At 65.0% G+C, this 24,131-nt stretch carries 32 protein-coding genes; 29 read left to right on the forward strand and 3 right to left on the reverse strand.

The features are described 5' to 3' along the window. Positions 1-48 precede the first annotated feature (48 nt). From rpsJ to U0S50_RS09710, 25 genes are all read left to right on the forward strand, one after another. Positions 49-360: a 30S ribosomal protein S10 gene (gene rpsJ / locus U0S50_RS09590; RefSeq protein WP_011543089.1), complete on the forward strand. Its 312-nt coding sequence runs from the start codon at positions 49-51 to the stop codon at positions 358-360. Between the two features lie 302 nt (positions 361-662). Next, positions 663-1,439, forward strand: coding sequence for a 50S ribosomal protein L3 (rplC, locus tag U0S50_RS09595; protein ID WP_322308552.1), 777 nt, complete (start codon positions 663-665; stop codon positions 1,437-1,439). A 2-nt stretch (positions 1,440-1,441) separates the two neighbouring features. Beyond that, a complete protein-coding gene (rplD, locus tag U0S50_RS09600; protein ID WP_322308553.1) occupies positions 1,442-2,068 on the forward strand; it encodes a 50S ribosomal protein L4 in 627 nt (208 codons plus the stop codon). Next, positions 2,061-2,369 (forward strand): 50S ribosomal protein L23, encoded by a 309-nt coding sequence (locus tag U0S50_RS09605; protein WP_058806667.1) that lies wholly within the window; start codon positions 2,061-2,063, stop codon positions 2,367-2,369. Before rplD ends, U0S50_RS09605 begins: the two co-directional genes overlap by 8 nt. Before the next feature lie 21 nt (positions 2,370-2,390). Beyond that, positions 2,391-3,227: a 50S ribosomal protein L2 gene (rplB, locus tag U0S50_RS09610; RefSeq protein WP_322308554.1), complete on the forward strand. Its 837-nt coding sequence runs from the start codon at positions 2,391-2,393 to the stop codon at positions 3,225-3,227. Between the two features lie 3 nt (positions 3,228-3,230). Continuing rightward, on the forward strand, positions 3,231-3,506 hold the full coding sequence (gene rpsS, locus U0S50_RS09615) for a 30S ribosomal protein S19 (RefSeq protein WP_003042215.1): 276 nt from the start codon (positions 3,231-3,233) through the stop codon (positions 3,504-3,506). Beyond that, complete coding sequence (gene rplV, locus U0S50_RS09620) at positions 3,506-3,886, forward strand: 50S ribosomal protein L22 (RefSeq protein WP_322308555.1); 381 nt, start codon at positions 3,506-3,508, stop codon at positions 3,884-3,886. The genes rpsS and rplV overlap by 1 nt, the downstream gene beginning before the upstream one ends. A 1-nt stretch (position 3,887) precedes the next feature. Continuing rightward, positions 3,888-4,595 carry a 30S ribosomal protein S3 gene (gene rpsC, locus U0S50_RS09625; RefSeq protein WP_322308556.1) on the forward strand — a complete coding sequence of 236 codons (708 nt, stop codon included), beginning with the start codon at positions 3,888-3,890 and terminating at the stop codon, positions 4,593-4,595. An 11-nt stretch (positions 4,596-4,606) separates the two neighbouring features. Next, on the forward strand, positions 4,607-5,038 hold the full coding sequence (rplP, locus tag U0S50_RS09630; protein WP_089216040.1) for a 50S ribosomal protein L16: 432 nt from the start codon (positions 4,607-4,609) through the stop codon (positions 5,036-5,038). 5 nt (positions 5,039-5,043) lie between these two features. Then, entirely contained in the window at positions 5,044-5,247 is a 204-nt protein-coding gene (rpmC, locus tag U0S50_RS09635; RefSeq protein WP_322308557.1) for a 50S ribosomal protein L29, read from the forward strand. A 10-nt stretch (positions 5,248-5,257) separates the two neighbouring features. Next, a complete protein-coding gene (gene rpsQ / locus U0S50_RS09640; protein WP_322308558.1) occupies positions 5,258-5,524 on the forward strand; it encodes a 30S ribosomal protein S17 in 267 nt (88 codons plus the stop codon). Positions 5,525-5,584: 60 nt separating this feature from the next. Then, the gene (rplN, locus tag U0S50_RS09645; protein ID WP_053555865.1) at positions 5,585-5,953 is read left to right on the forward strand and encodes a 50S ribosomal protein L14; all 369 of its coding nucleotides are present in this window, start codon (positions 5,585-5,587) and stop codon (positions 5,951-5,953) included. Between the two features lie 2 nt (positions 5,954-5,955). After that, positions 5,956-6,276: a 50S ribosomal protein L24 gene (gene rplX / locus U0S50_RS09650; protein WP_322308559.1), complete on the forward strand. Its 321-nt coding sequence runs from the start codon at positions 5,956-5,958 to the stop codon at positions 6,274-6,276. Next, the gene (gene rplE / locus U0S50_RS09655; protein WP_322308560.1) at positions 6,269-6,847 is read left to right on the forward strand and encodes a 50S ribosomal protein L5; all 579 of its coding nucleotides are present in this window, start codon (positions 6,269-6,271) and stop codon (positions 6,845-6,847) included. Before rplX ends, rplE begins: the two co-directional genes overlap by 8 nt. A gap of 51 nt (positions 6,848-6,898) precedes the next feature. Beyond that, the gene (rpsN, locus tag U0S50_RS09660) at positions 6,899-7,204 is read left to right on the forward strand and encodes a 30S ribosomal protein S14 (protein WP_322308561.1); all 306 of its coding nucleotides are present in this window, start codon (positions 6,899-6,901) and stop codon (positions 7,202-7,204) included. 12 nt (positions 7,205-7,216) lie between these two features. Continuing rightward, positions 7,217-7,621, forward strand: a complete 405-nt coding sequence (rpsH, locus tag U0S50_RS09665; RefSeq protein ID WP_322308562.1) for a 30S ribosomal protein S8 — start codon at positions 7,217-7,219, stop codon at positions 7,619-7,621. Further along, positions 7,621-8,154: a 50S ribosomal protein L6 gene (rplF, locus tag U0S50_RS09670; protein WP_322308563.1), complete on the forward strand. Its 534-nt coding sequence runs from the start codon at positions 7,621-7,623 to the stop codon at positions 8,152-8,154. Before rpsH ends, rplF begins: the two co-directional genes overlap by 1 nt. A gap of 3 nt (positions 8,155-8,157) precedes the next feature. Beyond that, the gene (gene rplR, locus U0S50_RS09675) at positions 8,158-8,514 is read left to right on the forward strand and encodes a 50S ribosomal protein L18 (RefSeq protein ID WP_322308564.1); all 357 of its coding nucleotides are present in this window, start codon (positions 8,158-8,160) and stop codon (positions 8,512-8,514) included. 2 nt (positions 8,515-8,516) lie between these two features. Beyond that, positions 8,517-9,209 (forward strand): 30S ribosomal protein S5, encoded by a 693-nt coding sequence (rpsE, locus tag U0S50_RS09680; RefSeq protein ID WP_322308720.1) that lies wholly within the window; start codon positions 8,517-8,519, stop codon positions 9,207-9,209. A 4-nt stretch (positions 9,210-9,213) separates the two neighbouring features. Further along, positions 9,214-9,399: a 50S ribosomal protein L30 gene (gene rpmD, locus U0S50_RS09685; protein ID WP_120221719.1), complete on the forward strand. Its 186-nt coding sequence runs from the start codon at positions 9,214-9,216 to the stop codon at positions 9,397-9,399. A gap of 6 nt (positions 9,400-9,405) precedes the next feature. Then, complete coding sequence (locus U0S50_RS09690) at positions 9,406-9,612, forward strand: DUF1737 domain-containing protein (protein WP_167920379.1); 207 nt, start codon at positions 9,406-9,408, stop codon at positions 9,610-9,612. Positions 9,613-9,671: 59 nt separating this feature from the next. Further along, the gene (gene rplO / locus U0S50_RS09695; RefSeq protein ID WP_322308565.1) at positions 9,672-10,157 is read left to right on the forward strand and encodes a 50S ribosomal protein L15; all 486 of its coding nucleotides are present in this window, start codon (positions 9,672-9,674) and stop codon (positions 10,155-10,157) included. Positions 10,158-10,375: 218 nt separating this feature from the next. Then, positions 10,376-11,749 carry a preprotein translocase subunit SecY gene (secY, locus tag U0S50_RS09700; protein ID WP_322308566.1) on the forward strand — a complete coding sequence of 458 codons (1,374 nt, stop codon included), beginning with the start codon at positions 10,376-10,378 and terminating at the stop codon, positions 11,747-11,749. Positions 11,750-11,798: 49 nt separating this feature from the next. Continuing rightward, a complete protein-coding gene (locus U0S50_RS09705; RefSeq protein WP_322308567.1) occupies positions 11,799-12,458 on the forward strand; it encodes an adenylate kinase in 660 nt (219 codons plus the stop codon). 47 nt (positions 12,459-12,505) lie between these two features. After that, positions 12,506-13,204, forward strand: a complete 699-nt coding sequence (locus tag U0S50_RS09710; RefSeq protein ID WP_322308568.1) for an SRPBCC family protein — start codon at positions 12,506-12,508, stop codon at positions 13,202-13,204. 71 nt (positions 13,205-13,275) lie between these two features. On the opposite strand, the gene U0S50_RS09715 is transcribed toward U0S50_RS09710, so the two are convergent. Both U0S50_RS09715 and U0S50_RS09720 read right to left on the reverse strand, forming a co-directional pair. Next, positions 13,276-13,800 carry a YceD family protein gene (locus U0S50_RS09715; RefSeq protein WP_322308569.1) on the reverse strand — a complete coding sequence of 175 codons (525 nt, stop codon included), beginning with the start codon at positions 13,798-13,800 and terminating at the stop codon, positions 13,276-13,278. Then, positions 13,797-14,327, reverse strand: a complete 531-nt coding sequence (locus tag U0S50_RS09720; RefSeq protein WP_322308570.1) for a ubiquinol-cytochrome C chaperone family protein — start codon at positions 14,325-14,327, stop codon at positions 13,797-13,799. Before U0S50_RS09720 ends, U0S50_RS09715 begins: the two co-directional genes overlap by 4 nt. A 172-nt stretch (positions 14,328-14,499) precedes the next feature. Here U0S50_RS09720 and U0S50_RS09725 point away from each other — a divergent pair, with 172 nt between their 5' ends. After that, positions 14,500-14,979 (forward strand): outer membrane protein assembly factor BamE, encoded by a 480-nt coding sequence (locus U0S50_RS09725; RefSeq protein WP_322308571.1) that lies wholly within the window; start codon positions 14,500-14,502, stop codon positions 14,977-14,979. 79 nt (positions 14,980-15,058) lie between these two features. Here the strand turns inward: U0S50_RS09725 and U0S50_RS09730 are convergent, their stop codons facing one another. After that, on the reverse strand, positions 15,059-17,335 hold the full coding sequence (locus U0S50_RS09730; RefSeq protein ID WP_322308572.1) for an NADP-dependent malic enzyme: 2,277 nt from the start codon (positions 17,333-17,335) through the stop codon (positions 15,059-15,061). Positions 17,336-17,471: 136 nt separating this feature from the next. Here U0S50_RS09730 and mutS point away from each other — a divergent pair, with 136 nt between their 5' ends. The 3 genes from mutS to U0S50_RS09745 are packed head-to-tail and all read left to right on the forward strand — an operon-like array spanning position 17,472 to position 24,126. Continuing rightward, positions 17,472-20,129: a DNA mismatch repair protein MutS gene (mutS, locus tag U0S50_RS09735; protein WP_322308573.1), complete on the forward strand. Its 2,658-nt coding sequence runs from the start codon at positions 17,472-17,474 to the stop codon at positions 20,127-20,129. Then, entirely contained in the window at positions 20,126-22,882 is a 2,757-nt protein-coding gene (locus U0S50_RS09740; RefSeq protein ID WP_322308574.1) for a [protein-PII] uridylyltransferase, read from the forward strand. The genes mutS and U0S50_RS09740 overlap by 4 nt, the downstream gene beginning before the upstream one ends. Further along, positions 22,879-24,126 carry an NAD(P)/FAD-dependent oxidoreductase gene (locus U0S50_RS09745; RefSeq protein WP_322308575.1) on the forward strand — a complete coding sequence of 416 codons (1,248 nt, stop codon included), beginning with the start codon at positions 22,879-22,881 and terminating at the stop codon, positions 24,124-24,126. The genes U0S50_RS09740 and U0S50_RS09745 overlap by 4 nt, the downstream gene beginning before the upstream one ends. Positions 24,127-24,131 lie beyond the last annotated feature (5 nt).

Consider the following 24,131-nt stretch of genomic DNA (forward strand, 5'->3'; position numbering starts at 1 on the left):
CCATTTCGGCTCTTTCGCATCGTCAGACGGGATTCGACTGGAACAGTCATGGAAACGCAGAATATTCGCATTCGCCTGAAGGCCTTTGATCACCGCGTGCTGGATCAGGCCACCACCGACATCGCCGATACGGCACGTCGCACGGGCGCCCTCATTCGCGGTCCCATCCCGCTGCCGACGCGCATTGAAAAATTCACCGTGAACCGCGGTCCGCACATCGACAAGAAGTCGCGCGAGCAGTTCGAGGTGCGTACCCACAAGCGGCTGCTCGACATCGTGCAGCCCACCCCGCAGACGGTCGACGCGCTGATGAAGCTCGATCTCGCCGCGGGCGTGAACGTCGAGATCAAGCTGGCCTAAGGCGCCAGCAACCCCCGGCTCGCCGGGGTCTCTATCGGCAGGCTGTTTCGGCGCCTGCATTGTCCGGAGCGATCCGGACCGACGATAGGGTGGATACCGCCGGCCGCTTTCCTTCGTGAAAGCATTTCAGGCCGGGCTGCGTCCCCCGTCTCGCCGCAAACCCCCTGGGGGCGCGGCACCTCAGCCCGGACGGGGCGATGCATCAAAATTTGGGCTGGGAGGGTTCGTGGCGGGTTTTGGCCTGTCACGGTCCCACACGCCGTGCGGAATGGTCCGCCCGGCCTCTGTTGAGGAGTTAGATCATGCGGACTGGCGTGATCGCGAAGAAAATGGGGATGACCCGCCTGTTTCAGGACGACGGCCGCCACGTGCCCGTCACCGTCCTGAGCCTCGAAGGCTGTCAGGTCATTTCCGTGCGCGATAAAGAACGTGACGGCTATGTGGCCGTTCAACTCGGTGCTGGCTCGGCCAAGGCGAAGAACGTCGCCAAGCCGCAGCGCGGCGCTTATGGCAAGGCCGAAGTCGAGCCCAAGGCAAAGGTCGTCGAATTCCGCGTCGCTGACGACGCGACGCTCGACGTCGGTGCCGAACTGTCGGCCGACCATTTCGTTGCCGGCCAGATCGTCGACATCCAGGGCGTGACCCAGGGTAAGGGCTTTGCCGGTGCGATGAAGCGCTGGGGCTTCGGCGGTATGCGCGCCAGCCACGGCGTCTCGATCAGCCACCGTGCCCATGGTTCGACCGGTAACCGCCAGGATCCGGGCCGCGTCTTCAAGAACAAGAAGATGGCCGGCCACATGGGCGCGCGCAACCGCACCCAGCAGAATCTCGAAATCGTCCGCACCGACGCCGAGCGCGGTCTCCTCTTCGTCAAGGGTTCGGTCCCTGGCTCGAAGGGTGGCTGGCTTTTGGTTCGCGATGCGGTGAAGCTGCCGCGTCACCCCGAAGCCCCCTATCCGGCGGGCGTCAAGGTTGCGGCCAACGCCAATCACGAAGCCCCGGCTGATGCGCCTGCGGACACTCCGGCCGAAGAAGCCGTGGTTGACGCGACCACCACCGACGGCGCGCAGGAGTCCTGATCATGAAGGTCAAGGTTCAAACCATCGACGGCAAGGCCGGCGCCGATATCGACCTGAATGACGAAGTCTTCGGTGTCGACCCGCGTGCCGACATCCTGCACCGCGTCGTCAGCTGGCAGCTCGAAAAGCGCCGCGGTCCGGCTCGCGCCGCCCGCGAACGCAGCGACGTGGCCCGCACCGGCAAGAAGTTCGGTCGTCAGAAGGGTGGCGGTACCGCCCGTCACGGCGACCGCAAGGCACCGATCTTCATCGGCGGCGGCAAGGCACACGGCCCGCGGGCCCGCACCTTCGGCCACTCGCTGAACAAGAAGATCCGCGCGCTGGGCCTGAAGATGGCGCTGAGCGACAAGGCGAAGGGCGGCAAGATCGTCGTTCTCGACACGCTCGAGCTCAAGGACGCGAAGACCAAGGCGCTCGCCGGCAAGCTCGGCAAGCTCGACCTCGGCAACCGCGCGCTCTTTATCGACGGCGATGCGGTGCACGAAAGCTTCGCTCTGGCTTCGGCCAACCTGGTCGGCATCGATTCGATGCCGGCGGCTGGTGCCAACGTCTATGACATCATTCGCGCCGACACGCTGGTCCTGACCCGCGCGGCGGTCGAAAAGCTGGAGGCCCGTTTCAATGGCTAAGGCAAAAACTGTCGACGCGCGTCACTATGACGTGATCCTCGCTCCGGTGATCACCGAAAAGTCGACCCTGCTCAGCGAGAATAATGCGGTGGTGTTCAAGGTCGCGAACGACGCGACCAAGCCCGCCATCAAGGCCGCCGTCGAGGCGCTGTTCGATGTCAAGGTGATCGGCGTGAACACGCTCGTCACCAAGGGCAAGACCAAGCGCTGGAAGGGCAAGCCCTACACCCGCAGCGACGTGAAGAAGGCGATCGTTCGCCTGGCCGAAGGCCAGTCGATCGACGTCACCACCGGCGTCTGAGCGTAGGGAAAGGCAGAGAAAATGGCACTTAAATCCTACAATCCGACCAGCCCCGCGCAGCGCGGCCTGATCCTCGTCGACAAGTCGTCGCTGTGGAAGGGCAAGCCCGTCAAGGCGCTGACCGAAGGCAAGCGCAAGACCGGCGGCCGCAACAACAAGGGTCATGTGACCTCGCGCGGCATCGCCGGCGGCCACAAGCAGAAGTACCGCTTCATCGACTTCAAGCGTCGCAAGTGGGACATGCCGGCTGTCGTCGAGCGTCTGGAATATGACCCGAACCGCACCGCGTTCATCGCGCTGATCAAATATGAAGACGGTGAAGTGGCCTACATCCTGGCGCCGCAGCGCCTGGCCGTTGGCGACACCGTCGTCGCGGGCAAGAAGACCGACGTGAAGCCGGGCAATGCGATGGAATTGTCGCAGATGCCGGTCGGCACGATCGTCCACAACATCGAGATGAAGCCGGGCAAGGGTGGCCAGATCGCCCGTTCGGCTGGCACCTATGCACAGGTCGTCGGTCGTGACCGCGGTCTCGTGATCGTGCGTCTCGGTTCGGGCGAACAGCGTTACATCCGTGGCGAATGCATGGGCACGGTCGGTGCGGTGTCGAACCCCGACAACCAGAACACCAACCTCGGCAAGGCCGGTCGCAACCGCTGGCTCGGCAAGCGTCCGCTGACTCGCGGTGTCGCGAAGAACCCGGTCGACCACCCGCACGGCGGTGGTGAAGGCCGCACCTCGGGTGGCCGTCATCCGGTGACCCCGTGGGGCAAGCCGACCAAGGGCGCGCGCACGCGCAACAACAAGCAGACCGACAAGATGATCATCCGGTCGCGTCACGCGAAGAAGAAGAGGTAAGTCATGGCTCGCTCGGTCTGGAAGGGTCCGTTCGTGGACCTTCATCTTCTCAAGAAAGCCGAAGCGGCTCAGGACGGCGGCAGCTCTGCCCCGATCAAGACCTGGTCGCGTCGCTCCACCATCCTGCCGCAATTCGTCGGGCTGACCTTCAACGTTTACAACGGCCGCAAGTTCGTGCCCGTTTCGGTGAACGAGGACATGGTCGGCATGAAGCTGGGTGAATTCGCACCCACGCGCTTCTTCCCCGGTCACGCGGCCGACAAGAAGGGCAAACGCTAATGGGCAAGGAAAAGTCCCCCCGCCGCGTTGCGGATAACGAGGCGCTGTCGGTCGGCACGCAGATTCGCGGCTCGGCGCAGAAGCTGAACCTCGTTGCTGCGCTGATCCGCGGCCGCAAGGTCGAAGACGCGATGAACATCCTCGCCTTCTCGAAGAAGGCGATGGCTGTCGACGTGCGCAAGGTTCTCGCCAGCGCCGTCGCCAACGCGGAAAACAACCACAACCTCGACGTTGATGCGCTGGTCATCAAGGAAGCGAGCGTGGGCAAGTCGATCTCGATGAAGCGCTGGCACGCGCGTGGCCGCGGCAAGTCGACCCGGATCGTCAAGCCGTTCAGCCGCATCCGCATCGTCGTCCGCGAACAGGAAGAAGAGGCGTAAGATGGGCCAGAAGAGCAATCCGATCGGCCTGCGCCTGCAGGTCAACCGTACCTGGGACAGCCGCTGGTTCGCGGAAGGCCAGGATTACGGCCGTATGCTGATCGAGGATCTGAAGATTCGCAAGTTTATCTTCAAGACCCTCCCGCAGGCTGCGATCTCGAAGGTCGTCATCGAACGTCCGGCGAAGCTGTGCCGCGTGTCGATCTATGCCGCCCGTCCGGGCGTCATCATCGGCAAGAAGGGCGCGGACATCGAAAAGCTGCGCAAGAAGCTCGGTGAAATGACGGGCAGCGACGTGTCGCTGAACATCGTCGAAATCCGCAAGCCGGAAGTCGACGCCAAGCTCGTCGCACAGGGCATCGCCGACCAGCTCGAACGCCGCGTGGCTTTCCGCCGCGCGATGAAGCGGGCGGTTCAGTCGGCCATGCGTCTCGGCGCCGAAGGCATCCGCATCAACTGCGCCGGCCGTCTGGGCGGCGCGGAAATCGCGCGTACCGAATGGTACCGCGAAGGCCGGGTGCCGCTGCACACGCTGCGCGCCAATGTCGACTATGCCGAAGCCGAAGCGCACACCGCTTATGGCGTGTGCGGCATGAAGGTGTGGATCTTCAAGGGCGAGATCCTCGGCCATGACCCGATGGCGACCGACCGGTTGATGCTCGACGCGCAGACGTCGGGCGTGCGCCCGGCGCGCGATGATCGCCGCTAAGGACTGCTGACATGTTGCAACCGAAGAAAACCAAATTCCGCAAGGCCTTCAAGGGCCGCATCCATGGCAACGCCAAGGGCGGTACCAGCCTGAACTTCGGCTCTTATGGGCTGAAGGCGATGGAACCCGAGCGCATCACCGCGCGCCAGATCGAAGCGGCCCGCCGCGCGATCAGCCGTGCGATCAAGCGTCAGGGCCGTTTGTGGATCCGCGTGTTCCCCGACGTCCCCGTTTCGTCGAAGCCTGCCGAAGTCCGTATGGGTAAGGGCAAGGGTTCGCCGGAATTCTGGGCCGCACGGGTCAAGCCGGGCCGCATCCTGTTCGAACTCGACGGCGTTCCCGGCCCGGTGGCCGCGCTGGCGTTCGAACGTGCGGCGATGAAGCTGCCGATCAAGACGAAGGTTGTCGCCCGACTCGGCGACACCTCGCACCTGGAGGGTTAAGGGCCATGTCCAAGACCGAAGATCTGAAGACCAAGACCGACGACCAGCTCGCCGAACAGCTTGGCGAACTGAAGCGCGAGGCGTTCAACCTGCGTTTCCAGGCCGCCACCGGTCAGCTGGAAAAGGCGTCGCGGGTCAAGGAAGTGCGGCGTTCGATCGCTCGCATCAAGACGTTGCAGACCGAGCGTACGCGCTCGGTCGCGAAGTAAGGAGACTGTCATGCCGAAGCGCATTCTGACCGGCACGGTGGTGTCCGACAAGGGCGACAAGACGGTGGTCGTGAAGGTGGAGCGTAAGGTGAAGCACCCGCTCTACGGCAAGATCATCCGCCGTTCGAAAAAATATCACGCCCATGATGAGGACAACAGCGTCAAGGCTGGCGAAACCGTCCGCATCGAGGAAACGAAGCCGATTTCGAAGCTGAAGACGTGGAAGGTCCTGGAAAAGGTCGAAACGTCCACCAAGCCGAAGGCGGCCGAAGCCTAAGACGTGTTTCACGGAACCGCCGGGGTGGCCCGGTAGGCCAAGGAAGAAGGAAATGCATCGATGATCCAGATGCAGTCACAATTGGAAGTCGCCGACAACAGCGGCGCGAAGCGCGTTCAGTGCATCAAGGTACTGGGCGGGTCGAAGCGTCGCACCGCCGGCGTGGGCGACGTCATCGTCGTGTCGATCAAGGAAGCACAGCCGCGCGGCAAGGTGAAGAAGGGCGACGTGCATCGCGCCGTCATCGTCCGCACCGCGAAGGACGTCCGCCGCGCGGACGGTTCGGTGATCCGTTTCGACAGCAACGCCGCCGTGCTCGTCAACAAGAATGAAGAGCCGATCGGCACCCGTATCTTTGGCCCCGTCGTCCGCGAACTGCGCGGCAAGGGCTATATGAAGATCATCAGCCTGGCGCCGGAGGTGCTCTGACCATGGGTATGGCCAAGATCAAGAAGGGCGACACCGTCGTTATCCTGTCCGGCAAGGACAAGGGCAAGACCGGTGAAGTGACGCAGAGCCTGCCGAAGGACGGCAAGGTCGTCGTCGCGGGCGTCAACATCATCACGCGGCACAACAAGCCGACCCAGGCGAACCCGCAGGGTGGCCTGGAGCGCAAGGAAGCGCCGCTGCACGTGAGCAAGGTTGCGATTGCCGATCCCAAGAGCGGCAAGCCGACCCGCGTGCGCATCGAAACCAAGGACGGCAAGAAGGTGCGTGTCGCCGTGAAGTCCGGGGAGACCATCAGTGGCTGACAATTATACCCCCCGCATGCGCAAGCGCTATGACGACGTGATCGTCAAGGCGATGACCGAGAAGTTCGGTTACAAGAACGTGATGGAAGTCCCGAAGATCGAAAAGATCACGCTCAACATGGGCGTGGGCGAAGCGACCCAGGACAAGAAGAAGGTCGAAGCGGCGGCTTCCGAAATGGAACTGATCGCCGGCCAGAAGCCCGTCGTGACGCGCGCCAAGAAGTCGATCGCCCAGTTCAAGCTGCGCGAAGGCATGCCGATCGGTTGCAAGGTGACGCTCCGCCGCGAGCGCATGTACGAGTTCCTCGACCGCCTGATCACCATCGCCATGCCCCGCATCCGCGACTTTCGCGGCGTGTCGGCGAAGAGCTTCGACGGCCGTGGCAACTATGCCATGGGCCTGAAGGAACAGATCATCTTCCCCGAAATCAACTATGACCGCATCGACACGGTGCGCGGCATGGATGTGATCGTGACCACCACGGCGCGGACGGACGAAGAAGCCCGCGAACTGCTCAAGCTGTTCGGCTTCCCCTTCCCGATCGAAGCCGAAGAAAAGGCAGCCGCCTGAGTCCCCGCCCGGGACCAGGCCGTGCAAGCACAAGGAAAGAGAACTTAAGTCATGGCGAAACTGAGTTCAGTGAACAAGAATGAGCGTCGCAAGCGTCTGGTGAAGAAATATGCCGGTCGCTATGCGAAGCTGAAGGCGATGGCCGCCGACACCTCGCTCGACGATGGCGAGCGTCTGATCGCGCGCCTCAAGATGGCGGAAGTTCCGCGCAACGGTAATCCGACCCGCATCCGTAACCGGTGCGAGCTGACCGGGCGCCCCCGCGCTTATTATCGCAAATTCCGGCTTTGCCGTGTGCAGCTCCGCGATCTGGCCAACAAGGGCCTGATCCCCGGTGTTGTGAAGTCGAGCTGGTAAGGAAGACGCAAGATGGCAATGACCGATCCTTTGGGTGATATGCTCACCCGCATCCGCAACGGCCAGCAGGCGAAGAAGGACAGCGTCCTTACCCCCGCCTCGACCCTGCGTGTTCGCGTTCTCGACGTGCTCCAGCGCGAAGGCTATATCCGCGGCTACAGCGAAGAAGCGCTGGGCAGCCGGGGCCAGCACAAGGGCATCCGTATCGAGCTGAAATATTTCGAAGGCCAGCCCGCGATCCGTCACGTGGCGCGCGTTTCGAAGCCGGGCCGCCGCGTCTATTCGGGGTCGAAGGACCTGCCGATCGTGCGCAACGGCCTGGGCATCACCATCGTGTCGACCCCGCGCGGCGTGCTTTCGGATGCCGAAGCTCGCGAGCATAATGTCGGCGGCGAAGTGCTGGCGGAGGTGTTCTGATGTCGCGCATTGGTAAAAAAGCCGTGGAAGTTCCGAGCGGCGTCACCGCTGCGATCGACGCGGGCACGCTGTCGGTCAAGGGTCCGAAGGGCACGCTGGCCATGCCGCTGTCCGACCTCATCACCTATGAAGTCGGCGAAGGCAGCATTTCGGTGCAGCCCGCGAACAGCAGCCGTGAAGCCCGTGCTTTCTGGGGCATGCAGCGTACGCTGGTGCAGAACCTGATCACCGGCGTCACCGAAGGCTTCACCAAGGTCCTCGAGATCACCGGTGTCGGCTATCGCGCCAACTCGCAGGGCAAGACGCTGAAGCTGCAGCTTGGCTACAGCCATGATGTCGATTTCGCGGTGCCCGAAGGCATTGAGATCAAGACGCCGGACAACACGACGATCGAGATCAGCGGTATCGACAAGCAGAAGGTCGGCCAGGTCGCGGCGGAAATCCGCCGTTGGCGCAAGCCCGAACCCTATAAGGGCAAGGGCATCAAATATCGCGGCGAGTACATCTTCCGCAAAGAAGGCAAGAAGAAGTAAGCCATGGCACATCTTACCCCTTTCCAAAAACGTCGCCAGCGCGTTCGTACCGCGCTCCGTCAGCGCGCCGCCGGGCGTCCGCGCCTTTCGGTGCACCGTTCGGGCCGTCACATCTATGCGCAGCTCATCGATGACGCCGCCGGCCGCACGCTGGCCGCTGCCTCGACGCTCGACAAGGATGTCCGCGGCCAGGCTTCGGGCGCGACCACTGCGGCTGCCGCCGATGTCGGCAAGCGTCTCGCTGCCGCTGCCAAGAAGGCGGGCGTGACTGCGGTTGTGTTCGACCGTGGCGGCTTCCTGTTCCACGGGCGCATCAAGGCGCTGGCCGACGCGGCACGCGAAGGCGGATTGGAGTTCTAATGATGGCTGACGAAGTACAGAACGCCGAAGGCGCCGTCGAGGCGACCGAAAACACCGGCGCGCCGCGCCGTGGCCGTGGTGGCCGCGATGGCGGTCGTGGCGGTCGTGAAGGTGGCCGTGGTCGCCGCGACGATCGTCGTCCGCGTGACGAAGAAGGCGGCGAAGAGCTGATCGAAAAGCTGGTTCACATCAACCGCGTTTCGAAGACGGTGAAGGGCGGTAAGCGCTTTGGTTTCGCCGCGCTCGTCGTCGTCGGCGACGGCAAGGGCCGGGCCGGTTTCGGCCATGGCAAGGCACGCGAAGTGCCCGAGGCCATTTCGAAGGCAACCGCCGCGGCGAAGAAGGCGATGATCCGCGTTCCGCTGCGCGATGGTCGCACGCTGCACCATGACGGCCGTGGCCACTTCGGTGCCGGCAACGTCACGCTGCGTTCGGCACCCGCGGGTACCGGCATCATCGCCGGCGGTCCGATGCGCGCCGTGTTCGAATCGCTGGGCGTTGCCGACGTGGTGACCAAGTCGGTCGGCACCTCGAACCCCTATAACATGATCCGCGCGACCTTTGAGGCGCTGGGCGAGCAGACCAGCCCGAAGTCGGTGGCGCAGCGTCGCGGCAAGAAGGTGTCGGACCTCATCAAGCGTGGCGGCGTGTCCGACCGCGCCGCCGAGGCCGAAGCCGCCGCGGTGACGGAGTAAGACGATGGCTGACAAGAAGATCAAGATCCGCCAGATCGGTTCGCCGATCCGTCGTCCCAAGGACCAGCGCAAGATCCTGACCGGCCTCGGCCTGGGCAAGATGCACCGCGAGGTCGAACTGGTCGACACGCCCGAAGTGCGCGGCATGATCCGCAAGCTTCCCCACATGGTGGAAGTCGTCGAGGGTTAAGGCGCAATGAAGCTCTATCGCCTGTTGACCGGTCCCGACGACGCCGCCTTTTGCGCGCGTGTCGAGGGGCTGCTCAACCGGGGGTGGCAGCTTCATGGCAGCCCCTCGATCACCTCTGTCGATGGCCGTGGCTATGTCGCCCAGGCCATTGTGATGGAGAAGGCCGGGCCCTATCCCGGTTTTCAGCCGTCGAGTGAAATCGAACCGGACTAGGCACCGCAACCGCGGACGACCGGTTCACAGCGCGACAACAGCGAAAGCGAGTGCAGAATATGACTATCAAGCTTAACGATCTTCGTGACAACAACGGCGCCCGCAAGGGCCGCATGCGCGTCGGACGCGGCATCGGTTCGGGCAAGGGCAAGACCGCCGGCCGCGGCCAGAAGGGCCAGAAGAGCCGTTCGGGTGTCGCGATCAACGGTTTCGAGGGCGGTCAGATGCCGCTCCACATGCGCATCCCGAAGCGCGGCTTCAACAACATCTTCGCCAAGGATTATGCCATTGTGAACCTGGGCCAGGTTCAGAAGCTGATCGACGAGAAGAAGCTCGACGCGAAGAAGACGGTCGATCATGCCGCGCTGAAGGCCGCCGGCGTTGCCCGTGGCGGCAAGGACGGCGTTCGTCTGCTCGCCAAGGGCGAACTGACCGCGAAGCTGACCTTCGCGGTGGCCGGCGCGTCGAAGGGCGCGATCGAGGCGGTCGAAAAGGCAGGCGGCAAGGTCGAACTGCCGGCAGCTGAAGCCGCCAAGGCCGAGTAATTTGGAACAAGGGGGCGGCCTGCGATGCGGGCCGCCCCTTTGCCTTGTGAAAAGCCCGTCGCGTCCGATGGACGGAGATAGGCACCAAGACAGGGCGGTTCCGGGATATGACCCGCGCCGCTTTTATGTAGGACCTTTCCCCTTGCGCTTCGCGGCCGTCGAACGCACATAGGCGCCGGGTCGCGGGGGGCGCGGTCCGCACTCGAGGAAAGATCACCATGGCCTCTCGCGCCGATCAGCTTGCATCCAACCTGAACTTTTCGAAGTTCGGACAGGCGACCGAACTCAAGAACCGCATCTGGTTCACCATCGGTGCGCTGATTGTTTTCCGCTTTCTGTCGTTCGTGCCGCTGCCAGGGGTCGACCCGGTGGCGTTGTCGCGCCTTTACGACCAGGCGGCCTCGGGCGGCATCCTCGACATCTTCAACACTTTTTCGGGCGGCAGCCTGGAGCGCATGAGCATCATCGCGCTCGGCGTCATGCCCTATATTACCGCGTCGATCGTGGTTCAGCTTGCTGCGGCGCTGTCACCGAGCCTCGCCGCACTCAAGAAAGAGGGCGAAAGCGGGCGCAAGAAGCTCAACCAGTACACGCGCTACGGCACCGTCGCGCTGACGGCGATACAGGGCTATTTCATCGCGGTCGGCCTTGAAACGCTGGGGCAGTCGCAAGGCATTGCCGCGGTCGTCGACCCCGGCATGTTCTTTCGCATCGGCGCCGTCATCAGCATCGTCGGCGGGACGCTGTTCCTGATGTGGCTCGGCGAACAAATCACCAGCCGCGGTATCGGTAACGGCGTGTCGCTGATCATCATGGCGGGCATTCTGGCCCAATTGCCGCGCAGCTTTGCCCAGATGTTCACCCAGGTTCGCGAAGGATCGATGGGCGGCGGTACGGTCGTCGCGGTCATCGTCGGCGCCGTCGCGGTGATCGCGTTCATCGCGTTCATGGAGCGCGCCCAGCGCCGCGTCCTGGTCCAGTATCCCAAGCGTGCGACGCAGCGCGGCGTGATGCAGGCCGACCGCAGCCACCTGCCGCTGAAGGTCAACACCGCGGGCGTGATTCCGCCGATCTTCGCCTCGTCGCTGCTGCTGATGCCGATCACCATCACCCAGATGATGGGCAATAATGTCCAGGGCGATACCGCGACCGGCGATTTCCTGATCACGCTCAACCAGTATCTCGCGCACGGGCAGCCGCTCTATATGGCGCTCTATGCCGCGGGCATCATCTTCTTCTGCTTCTTCTATGTCGCGGTCGTCTTCAATCCCGAAGAAACCGCCGACAATCTGAAGCGGCAGAACGGGTTCATTCCCGGCATCCGTCCCGGCAAGAATACGGCCGCCTATCTCGATTTCGTGCTGACGCGCATCACCGTCATCGGTGCGGCCTATCTGGCGCTGATCTGTCTGGTGCCCGAATATTTCATCGCCAGCTCGGGATTGCCCTTTGCGCTCGGCGGAACCAGCCTGTTGATCATCGTCAATGTGACGATCGATACGATCAGCCAGATTCAAAGCCATATGCTCGCGCATCAATATGGCGACCTGATCAAGAAGGCGAAATTGAAGGGCGGCGTTGCGCGGCGTTAAAGCGCTCGCTACGGGCACGTTGCCAATCGGGGCAGGAACAGGGGTCGTCATGACGCTGAACATCATTTTGCTGGGCCCGCCGGGGGCGGGCAAGGGGACGCAGGCTTCGCGGCTGGAGGACGAGCATGGCATGGTCCAGCTGTCGACCGGCGACATGCTGCGCGCTGCGGTCAAGGCGGGAACGCCGATCGGCCTGCAGGCAAAGGCGGTGATGGATGCGGGCGAACTGGTTTCGGACGCGATCGTTTCGGGCCTGATCGGCGAACGGCTCGACGAACTCGGCGCCGACGTTTCGGTGATCTTTGACGGCTATCCGCGCACGGCCGCGCAAGCCGACGCGCTGGACAGCATCTTGGCAGCGCGCGGGCGAAAGCTTGACCATGTCATCGAGCTGCAGGTCGAGGAAGACGCGCTGGTCGATCGCATCACTGGCCGTTTTTCCTGCGCCCAATGCGGTGCGGGCTATCATGACCGTTACAAGCTGCCGAAGGTCGAGGGCACATGCGACGCCTGCGGCGGGACCGAATTCAAGCGTCGTCCCGACGACAATGAAGAAACGGTCCGCACGCGCATGGCCGAATATCGTGCCAAGACCGCGCCGATCCTGCCTATCTATGAGGCACGCGGGCTGGTGAGCCGGGTCGACGGCATGGCGCCGATCGATCAGGTCAACGACGCGATCGAAACGATCCTTCGCCCCGCCGACTAGTCACCATCCCCCGCGCCGGTTAGAAGAACCGGCAAGGGGGAAGGGCGATGACAGCATCCAGATATTTGATTGCAGCGGTGGCGGCGATGGCGGCCACCGGCGCCGCCGATTCGGCGACCGCGAAGATTATCGACCAGAGCGCGCTTGGCTTTACCGTGGCCCACACCGCGCAGGTGGCCGCGGCGCCCGCCGATGTCTGGAAGATGCTGCGCACCCCCGACAAATGGTGGTCGAAAGCGCATAGCTGGTCGGGCGATGCCGCCAATTTCTGGCTCGATTCGCAAGCGGGCGGCTGTTTCTGCGAAAAGCTGCCCGATGGTGGAGCCGGGGTGGGCAGCGTCCAACATGCCCGGGTGCTGTTTTCGCGGCCCGGCCAGTTGCTGCGCCTGTCGGGCGCCTTTGGACCGCTCCAGGGCGAAGCGCTGACGGGCACGCTGACGATCCAGATCAAACCGACCCCGACCGGCAGCGCGCTGCGCTTCGATTATGTCGTCGGCGGTTACATGCGCTTCAAGACCGAAGAGATCGCCCCTGCGGTCGATGCGGTCATCGGCGAACAGCTTCGCGGTCTTGCCGAGGCGCTGGGCGGCGCGCTGCCGCCGGCCCGGGACGAAGCGGAGGCGGCCAAACCGGAGGGCGAACAGTCTTTGCCGGGGAGCCCGGATCGCAAGGACGGCGAGTCGGGGCTGGCCGACGTCGCCGCCGACCTGGCGCGTACGGACGAGCCGATCGCCGATCCGCGCTGATTGCGTCATGCCGCCGCCGCGCCGCCTGCGGGGGCAATCGGACCGATGTTGTTCGTCCGATCCTGGCGGGGTCAGCTCTTCGTCGATCCGCGCAGCGCGGCGAGCGCGCCAAAGGGGCCGGCCTGTTCTTCGGTCAGCACGCCCTTTTCCGCCAGGATGCGATCGGCATCGGGGTGGCGCGGAAACGGATCGAGCGCCAGCGACAAGGTTTGTACCGCCGTCTCGCCCAGGTCGGCGCGATCGCCTTCCAGCGGCAGGATGTCGCAATCCTCGCTGCTGATCTCGACCTCCTCTTCCTCTTCCGCCGGGGTGATGATTTCGCGGAGGAAATGCAGGTCGAAAGCTTCGGTAATCGTGGCGGGGACGGGCAGATCGGTCGCGGCGCAGCTTTGCACCAGCTGTGCCTCGACCGTACCGCGCGCGGCCATGCCGCCTGCAATAGTCGACAGATCGGCCGTCATGGCAAAGCGGTCGAGCGCGACGAGATCCAGTCGCGCCGCGATCCGGGCCCGGGCATCGGCGTCGGCCTCGAGTGCGATCTTGCGCCCCTGCGCTGCATCGGCGAGCGTGACGATATGCGAAAATTCAGGGGTCATGCGCCGGTCTCCGGCAAATGATCGGCACCGATCAGTTCGGCGACGGGCATGGCGGAAAGGGCGCCGCGCAGGGCCGCGACCTCGGTCATCACATGCGCCAGCCCGTCAGCGGGCGGTTCCTTGCCGCGCCATAGGTTGCGGACCAGCGCGGCGCGCAGTTCGTCCGATCCGTCGGCGGCGCGATACGCGCCGAGCCGTCCGCCGAGCGCCCCGACCATACGGCCGATCTGTTTGCCGACGACCATGTCGCCAAAACCGATCTGGCGCATCTGGCCATCCATGTCGGTGACGAACAATTCGGTGAGCTGGACCCCGGCGAGCGCCTGATCGGGATCGTCGTCGATGCGGTGAAGGACCAGGGCAAGGACGAGGCTGATCATGTCGAACCGACCGTCGAGCGTGTCGGGTGCGTCGCCGACGGCATACCAGTGCGGTGCGCGCGCGGTGGCGACGACGGCATTCCACAGCGGGCGCAGCGCCTCGCGCGGATCGGGTTCGGCTTTGAACAATTTGCGGATCGAGAACATCTGCCGCGTTTAGGCCGAATCGGCGCGTCCGAAAAGAGGCGTTGGTCAGCGTGGAGCAAGCTTTCGAGCGGCATAAGCGGCTTGTGCCCTGCCGCCGCTTGCGGTTAAGAGGCGCGAGAGCCAGCGCCTCCGCCGATTGACGCGGCGGACCGGCGCAACGGAGAGTTTTTTGATGCCCTATACGCTTTCTTCCTTTCCCGCTGCGCGGGCACGTGTGATTGCCCTTGGTCTGGTGGTGGCGGTTGCCGCCGGGGGCTGCACGCAGCTCAAGGGGCGGCAGGGCTATGTCGTCGACCCCGTGCTGACCGAATCCGTCACCCCCGGCGTCGATAATCGCGAGTCGGTGGAAAAGACGCTGGGTCGCCCGACCTTCGTCGGACAGTTCAGCGAGAATGAATATTATTATGTCTCGCGCGAAACCCGGCAGCTGGCCTTTGCCAAGCCGCGTCCGATCTCGCAGCAGGTGCTGCGCGTTCGTTTCGACGCGGCGGGCAATGTCACGGCGGTCGACCGCACGGGAATCGAACAGGTCAGCAAGATCAGCCCCGAAGGCGACAAGACGCCGACGCTGGGCCGCGAGCGCAGCTTCTTTGAAGATATTTTCGGCAATATCGGCGCCGTGGGCGCCCCGGGGGCGGGCGCGCCGCAATAACGGCCCCGCGATAGGGCCAACGCCAAACGAAACGGCCCGCTCCGCTATCCGCGGCGCGGGCCGTTTCTGTTTCGTCTGGTCAGGCCGACAGTTCCTGGGCGATACCGCCCGCCGCCAGCACGGCGAGCGTGACGAGGTCCGATGCGGGTGAGGCCATGGTCGCGACCTGCACTGGCTTTTCCATCCCGACCAGCACCGGGCCGATCACCGCGCCGCCGCCCAGTTCGCGCAGCAGCTTTGCCGACAGATTCGCCGACTGGAGCCCAGGCATGACCAGAACATTGGCCGGCCCCGACAGGCGGCAGAAGGGATAATTCGCCATCAGCCGGGCATTGAGCGCGACGTCGGGCGCCATTTCGCCTTCATATTCGAACCCCGGCTTGCGTTCGTCGAGGATGTGGACCGCCTCGCGAATATTGTCGAGCCACGAGCCTTCGGGGTTGCCGAAGGTCGAATAGGACAGAAAGGCGACGCGCGGTTCATGCCCCATGCGCCGTGCGACCTGCGCGGTGCGTTCGGCGATATCGGCCAGCATTTCGGCGGTCGGCCGTTCGTTGACCGTGGTGTCGGCCATGAAAATAGTATGGTGCTGGCCAACCAGAATATGCGTTCCGAATGGCGTTTTGCCCTCCGCATGGTCGATCACCCGCCGGACTTCGCGCATCGTCTGCGAATAGGTGCGGGTGACGCCGGTGATCATCGCATCGCCCAGGCCCAACTTGAGCATCAGCGCGCCAAAGATGTTGCGGTCGCGGTTGACCATGCGTTCGCAGTCACGGCGCAGATAGCCGCGCCGTTGCAACCGCTTGTACAGCAGATCGACCATTTCGGGGACGTGCGGCGAATTGACGCTGTTGTGAACCTCGAAACCTTCGGCATCGTTGACGCCCATCGCGCGCAGCTTGTCGTGCAGCCCATCGCGCCCGACCAGCACCGGAATGCCATAGCCGCCGTCGCGGAACTGGATTGCGGCGCGCAGCACCACCTCTTCCTCGCCTTCGGCAAAGACGACGCGCTTGGGATTGGCGCGCGCCGCTTCATAGGCGAGCGTCAGCACCGACGTCGTCGGATTGAGCCGGGCGCGCAGCCGGGTGCGATATTCGTCGAGGTCGGCGATCGGTTGCTGTGCGACCCCGGTTTCCATCGCCGCCTTTGCAACCGCGGCGGGGACGATTTCCATCAGCCGGGGATCGAAGGGGGAGGGGATGATATATTCGGGGCCAAAGCTCGACGCGCGGCCGCCATAGGCCGCGGCGACTTCCTCGGGCACCTGCTGGCGCGCCAGTTCGGCGATCGCATAGGCGGCCGCGATCTTCATCTCCTCGTTGATCGCGGTCGCGCGCACGTCGAGCGCGCCGCGGAAGATGAAGGGGAAGCACAGCACATTGTTGACCTGGTTCGGATAGTCCGACCGTCCGGTGGCGATGATCGCGTCGGGCCGCGCCGCGCGGGCGTCGGGCGGCGAGATTTCGGGATCGGGGTTCGCCATCGCAAAGATGATCGGCGCCGGCGCCATATGCTTTACCATTTCTGGTTTCAGCGCGCCCGCCGCCGACAGGCCCAGGAACACGTCGGCGCCGACCAGCGCCTCGCTCAGTTCGCGCGCCTCGGTCGGCACCGCATGCGCCGATTTCCACTGGTCCATGCCGTCGGTGCGGCCCTGATAGATGGTGCCGGTGCGGTCGCACATGATGACATTTTCGTGGGCCACGCCCATCGCCTTGATCAGCGCGGTACAGGCGATCGCCGCGGCGCCCGCGCCGTTGACGACGACCTTCACCGTCGACAGGTCGCGTCCCGTCAGATGGCAGGCGTTGATCAGCCCGGCGGCGGTGATGATCGCGGTACCATGCTGGTCGTCATGGAACACCGGGATGTTCATGCGTTCCTTCAGCGCTGCTTCGATGATGAAGCAGTTGGGCGCTGCGATATCTTCCAGGTTGATGCCGCCGAAACTGGGGCCGAGCAGCGCGACCGCATCGATGAACGCCTGTGGATCTTCGGTTTCGACCTCGAGGTCGATCGAGTCGACGTCGGCAAAGCGCTTGAACAGCACTGCCTTGCCCTCCATCACCGGTTTCGACGCCAGCGCGCCGAGATTGCCGAGGCCCAGGATCGCGGTGCCGTTCGAAATAACGGCGACCAGATTGCCCTTGGCGGTATAGTCATAGGCGGTGGCGGGGTTTTCGGCGATCGCCTTCACCGGCACCGCGACCCCCGGCGAATAGGCCAGGCTGAGGTCGCGCTGTGTCGCCATGGGTTTCGACGCGACGATCTCGATCTTACCGGGGCGTCCATAGCTGTGGTAAAGCAGGGCCTCGCGGTCCGAGAATTGCACCTTGCTGCCACTATCCATCGTCAGTCCTCTCAAAAAATCACAAGATGCGCGTCCACCCTTCCCCTAGCGCCACCGCGGAAAAATGTAACCGCCAATATGCGCCGGGGTGATGCCAGCGCCTTGCCATGCGGCCCTCAATCACTAAGCAGGGCCCATGCCCGCAACTGCCCGCAAGCCCGCCAATTCCAATCAAGCCGCTCCCGCCGCGACGCCGATGATGGCGCAATATTGGTCGCTCAAGGAAAAGGCGCCCGATTGCCTGCTTTTCTATCGCATGGGCGATTTTTTCGAGCTGTTCTTCGACGATGCGAAGGCGGCTGCGGCGACGCTCGACATCGCGCTGACGTCGCGGGGCGAACATGGCGGCGAACCGGTGCCGATGTGCGGGGTTCCGGTCCATTCCTCCGAATCCTATCTGGCGCGGCTGATCAAGGCCGGGCACCGCGTCGCGATTGCCGAACAGGTCGAAACCCCGGCCGAAGCCAAGGCGCGCGGGGGATCGAAGGCCCTTGTCGCGCGCGACATCGTCCGCTTCGTCACCGCAGGGACACTGACCGAAGAGGCGCTGCTCGAGGGGCGTAGCGCCAACCGCCTGGCCGCGCTGGCCGAGGTTGGGGGCGAAATGGCGCTCGCCGCCGCCGATATCTCGACCGGGCGGTTCGAGGTCGTCGCGCTGGGCGGCGAGCAGATCGATGCCGAACTTGCGCGCCTTGCTCCGTCGGAACTGCTGGTCAGCGAGGCCGCGGAGGAACTGCCGATGTCGGGCGCGCGGCAATTGGTGCGGCGCCCGCCCGCCGATTTCGCGAGCGCGGCGGGTCAGAAGCGGCTTGAGGCGCTGTTCGGCGTCCAGACGCTCGACGGTTTTGGCGCCTTTACCCGCGGCGAGCTGGCCGCAATGGGCGCGCTTGCCGCCTATCTCGACCATGTCGGCACGGGAACCGCCTCCTTCCTTCAGCCGCCGGTGCGGCATCAGGTTTCGGGACGGATGGCGATCGACGCCGCGACGCGCGAAAGCCTGGAGCTTGTTCGCACGATGTCGGGCGCGCGTGAGGGCAGCCTGCTCGGCACGATCGATCGCACCGTCACGGCGGCGGGCGCGCGGCTGCTCGCCGACGATATCGCGAGCCCGTTGACCGATCGCGGCGCGATCCTCGACCGCCTCGATTTCGTCGATGCGCTGGCGCGCGATGCCTTGTGGCGCGGCGAACTGCGCGGCGCCCTGCGCGCGCTTCCCGACGCGGGGCGTGCGCTCGGCCGCCTGGTCGCGGGGCGCGGCGGTCCGCGCGATCTTGCCCAATTGCGCGACGCGCTGGGTGGAGCGCGGCTGCTGCGCGAACAGATGGGACGCCGCGCCGACCTGCCGCCCCTGCTGGCGCGAATACTGCCGGGGCTCGACGGTCATGGCGCGCTCGTCGATGAATTGTCGCGCGCGCTGGTCGACACCCCGCCGGTCGATGCCGGACAGGGCGGCTATATCGCCGAGGGCTATGACGCCGCACTCGACGCCCTGCGCGAGACCGCGCGCGACGGGCGCAAGGCGATTGCGGCGCTCGAGGCCGAGTATCGCGACCGCACCGGTATCGCGTCGCTCAAAATCCGTCACAATGGCGTGCTCGGCTATCATGTCGAGGTGCCGGCAAAGCACGCCGATGCACTGATGGCCGAGGGAACGGGCTTTACCCATCGCCAGACGCTTGCTGGGGTGGTGCGTTTCAATTCGGCCGACCTGCACGAAGCGGCGGGGCGGGTGACGCAGGCGGGCGTCCACGCCCTTGCGGCCGAGGCGGCGCATCTTGAGTCGCTGACCGAACAGGCGACGAAGCGGCGCGAAGCCATTGCGATCAGCTGCGACATTCTGGCCCGCATCGATGTTGCGGCGGCGCTTGCCGACCATGCCATGAGCCACGGCTGGTGCCGCCCCGATATCGCCGACGACCCGTGCCTTGACGTTAGCGGCGGGCGCCATCCGGTGGTGGAAGCCGCACTGGCCCGCAGCGGCGAACGCTTTGTCCCCAACGACGTGGCGCTGTCGGAGGGCGACCGGTTGTGGCTCGTCACCGGGCCGAACATGGGCGGTAAATCGACCTTCCTGCGCCAGAATGCGCTGATCGTCGTGCTCGCGCAGGCGGGCGCGTTCGTGCCCGCCGCTGCCGCGCGGCTGGGGCTGGTCGACCGGCTGTTCAGCCGCGTCGGGGCAAGCGACAATCTGGCGCGCGGGCGCTCGACCTTCATGGTCGAGATGGTCGAAACCGCCGCCATCCTGGCACAGGCCACGCCCCAAAGCTTCGTCATTCTGGACGAGGTCGGGCGCGGCACGTCGACCTATGACGGACTCGCGCTCGCCTGGTCGGTGGTCGAGGCGGTGCACGAGGTGAACCGTTGCCGATGCCTGTTCGCGACCCATTATCACGAACTGACGCGGCTTGCCGAAAGCCTGAACGCACTGTCGCTCCACCATGTCCGGGCCCGCGAGTGGAAGGGCGACCTGGTGCTGCTCCACGAGCTGGCAGAGGGGCCTGCCGACCGCAGCTATGGCCTGGCCGTCGCGCGGCTGGCCGGGGTGCCCGCCGCCGTCGTGCGACGGGCCGAGGCCGTGCTCGCCAAGCTGGAGGCGGGGCGCGAGGCGACCGGCGGACTGGCGGCGGGGCTCGACGATTTGCCCCTGTTCGCCGCGACATTGGCGGAGGTTCCGGCGGCGGCCAGCGACGTGCTGCGTGAAGCGCTGGGCGCGATCGATCCCGATGCGCTGGCGCCGCGCGAGGCGCTGGAGGCGCTGTACCGGCTCAAGCAATTGGCGGCGGAGGAAGAATGAGCGAATTGTTCGGCGCCCTGCCCAATCGCCGCGCGATCATCGATCGCCGGGCGCTGGCCGACCGGCTGGCCGAGATCGCAGCGGAAAGCGCCGACAATGGCAAAAGGCGGCGCGCGATGGTGACGCTGCTCAAACAGGCGCTGGAGAACGGCCGGGCAGAGGTCGAGCGCCGCCTTTTCGACGCCCCGTCGGCGGGGCGCCTCGCGGCGCAGGCGACGGCCTTTCTGATCGATCAGATCGTTCGCCTGTCGCACGACTTCACCGTCGATCATCTTTATCCGGCGAGCAACCGGTCGGCGGGCGAGCGAATCACGGTGATCGCGGTCGGCGGCTATGGCCGCGGCGAAATGGCGCCCTTCAGCGACGTCGACATCGGCTTTCTCACGCCCTTTCGCCAGACGAGCTGGACCGAACAGGTGATCGAGGCGCAGCTTTACACATTGTGGGATCTCGGTCTGAAAGTCGGGCATTCGTCGCGCTCGCTCGACGAGATGATACGCGCCGCCAAGGAGGATCTGACGATCCGCACCGCGCTGCTCGAAGGGCGCTTCGTCTGGGGCGACCGCGACCTTTACGATCAGGCGTCGTCGCGCTTCGCGGCCGAGGTGGTGGCGGGCAATGCGCGCGCCTTCGTGGCGGACAAGCTCGCCGAACGCGACGAGCGCCACAAGAAGATGGGCGATTCGCGCTATGTCGTCGAACCCAATGTGAAGGAAGGGAAGGGGGGGCTGCGCGACCTCCACACCCTTTTCTGGATCGGCAAGTTCATCCACCGCGTGCGCACCGTCCCCGAGCTGGTCGATGCCGGGCTGCTGACATCACGCGAGCTGCGGCAATTTTCACGCGCCGAAAATTTCCTGCTCGCCGTGCGTTGCCATCTTCACATCCTTGCAAAGCGCGCCGAGGACCGGCTGACCTTCGACTTTCAGCGCGAAATTGCCCATCGGATGCAATTTGCCGAACGTCCGGGCAAGAGCGCGGTGGAGCGTTTCATGCAGCTCTATTTCCTCCACGCCAAAAGCGTCGGCGACCTCACCGGAACCTTCCTGGCCCATCTCGACGAACAGATGGCGGTGCGCGGGCGGCGCTTTCTGCCCACCATCCGGCGCCGACCGGGCAAGCTCAACGGTTTTGTCCTCGATCGCGGACGGCTCGCGCTGCCTTCGGACGATTTCTTTCAGCAGGAGCCGGTGCGGCTGGTCGAAATCTTTCAGCTTGCCGACCGCTATGGCCTGGAAATCCATCCGCAGGCGATGCGGCAGGCGCGCCACGACGCGAAGCTGATCGACGGCAAGGTGCGGCGGATCGCGCGCGCCAATGCGCTGTTCCTCGATGTGCTTACCAGCCCGCGCGATCCCGAAACCGTGCTGCGCTGGATGAACGAAGCCGGGGTGTTCGGGCGCTTCGTGCCCGATTTCGGCCGCGTCGTCGCACAGATGCAGTTCGACATGTATCACCATTATACGGTCGACGAGCATACGATCCGCGCGATCGGCCTGTTGTCCGACATCGAACAGGACCGGTTGAAGGACGACCACCCGCTGTCGACCGCGATCATGGGACAGATTCAGTCCCGGCGGGTCATCTATTGCGCGGTGCTGCTGCACGATATCGCCAAGGGACGCGGCGGCGATCACAGCATATTGGGGGCCGAACTCGCGATGCGCGTCTGTCCGCGCCTCGGGCTCAGCGAGGCCGAAACCGAAACGGTTTCGTGGCTGGTACGCCATCATCTGTTGATGTCGGCGACCGCGTTCAAGCGTGACCTGGCCGATTTCAAGACGATCCTCGATTTCGCGCAGGTCGTGCAAAGTCCCGAACGATTGCGGCTGCTCCTTGTCCTGACCGTCGTCGATATTCGGGCCGTGGGCCCCGGTGTCTGGAACAGCTGGAAACGGCAATTGCTGACCGAATTATATGATGCGGCCGAAGAGGTGCTGCGTCTCGGCCATAAACAGCGCGGACGCGAGACGCGCATCGCCGCCAAGAAGGAAGAGGCGCAGGCGCTGCTTCAGCTTGGCGATGCCGACTTCGAAACGCTCGCGCGGCGCCTTCCTGAAAGCTATTGGATCGCCGAGCCGGTCGAGGTCATCGCGGCGAATCTGATCCATATCCAAAAGGCGGGGACGGCCCCGCTGCACATCGCGGCGGTTCCCGACGATGATCGCGGCGCGACGCTGGTGATGGTGCTCGCTGCCGACCATCCGGGGCTTTTCTATCGGATCGCGGGAGGCATCCACCTTGCCGGCGGAAACATCATCGACGCGCGCATCCATACGACGCGCGACGGGCTCGCGCTCGACAATTTCCTGGTCCAGGATCCGCTCGGCCGCCCCTTTGCAGAGGCCGAACAGATCGTCCGCCTGACCCGTGCGATCGAGGATGCGCTCGCCAACCGGCAGAAATTGCTGCCCAAGCTGGAGGCGCGCGCGTTGCCGCGCGCCCGGGCAGAGGCATTTCGCGTCGCGCCCAACGTCTTTATCGACAACAAGGCGTCGAACCGCTTCACGGTGATCGAGGTCAACGCCCAGGACCGTCCCGCCCTGCTCAACCAGCTTGCCTATGCGTTGTTCCAGTCCAAGGTGACGGTGCACAGCGCCCATGTCGCCACCTATGGCGAGCGGGCGGTCGATACCTTCTATGTGACCGATCTGATCGGCGACAAGATCGACAGCCCGGCGCGGGTCCGAAGCCTGGAGAAGCGCATGCTCGAGGCGGCGGGCAGCAATAGCGAGGATGCGGTGGCGGCGTGATCGCGGTCGCCACGGACCGTCCGGCGCTCGACATCGCGGTCGCGGGATGCGGGCCGTGCGGGCTGGCGACGGCGCTGCTTCTTCGCCGTGCGGGGCACCGTGTCACCTTGTTCGAGCGTTTCGAAGCAGCGCGTCCGATTGGGTCGGGACTGATGCTGCAGCCGACGGGCATGGCGGTCCTGGCGCGGCTCGGCCTGCTCGATGCGGTGTTGGCGGCCGGAGCGCGGATCGACCGCCTGTTCGGGAAAGAGGGCGATCGGGTCGTACTCGATGTCCATTATGCGGCGCTTCGCGGGCGAGCGGCCTTTGGCGTCGGCATCCATCGCGCGACCCTTTTCTCGATCCTTCATGTCGCCGTGCTGAGCGAGGATGTCGCCGTTGAAACCGATCATCTGCTGACCGGCAGCCGCCTGGTGGGGCAGCGGCGCGCGCTATGCTTTGAAGGTCGCCCGGACAGCCGCCCTTTTGACCTTGTGGTCGATGCCCTGGGCAGTCGGACGCCGCTGGCCCCGCCGACCGGGCGCGAACTGGCCTATGGCGCGCTATGGGCGAGTCTCGACTGGCCCGATGCCGGCCCGTTCGATTCCCATGTGCTGGAACAGCGCTATTCCAGGGCCAGTATGATGGTCGGGGTGCTTCCCATCGGCAAGCTTCCGCAAAGCGACCGCGCGAAAGCCGCCTTCTTCTGGTCCTTGCGGGCAGACCGGCTGGATCATTGGCGGCGCGGCGGCATCGATGCGTGGAAGGGGCAGGTCGCGGCGCTGTGGCCGTCCTGCGCGCCGATGCTGTCGCAGATCGAATCGCCCGACCAACTGACCTTCGCACGTTATGCGCATCGGACCTTGGCTGCACCGGCCGAACCGGCGCTGATCCACATCGGCGATGCCTGGCATTCGGCGAGCCCGCAACTGGGCCAGGGCGCGAATATGGCGTTGCTCGACGCCTGGGCCCTGTGCGTCGGATTGGCCGAAGGCGTGTCGGTGGCGGACGGCATCGCCAGGGCGATCGCGCTGCGCCGCCGCCATGTCCGCGTCTATCAGTGGCTGACCGCGCTGTTCACCCCGGTATATCAGTCGGACAGCCGCCTGTTGCCGATGATCCGCAATCGGCTGGTCGGGCCGCTGTCGCGTCTGTGGCCCGCGACGCGGATTCAGGCCGCCCTTGTCAGCGGGCTGGTGGCCGACCCGCTGACGCCGCTCGGCCTCGCCGCATGGCCTGTTCCGCCGCCCACGCCACGCGGCTGAGAGCG

It is taken from the genome of Sphingopyxis sp. (genome assembly GCF_034380315.1).
Classification (GTDB): domain Bacteria; phylum Pseudomonadota; class Alphaproteobacteria; order Sphingomonadales; family Sphingomonadaceae; genus Sphingopyxis.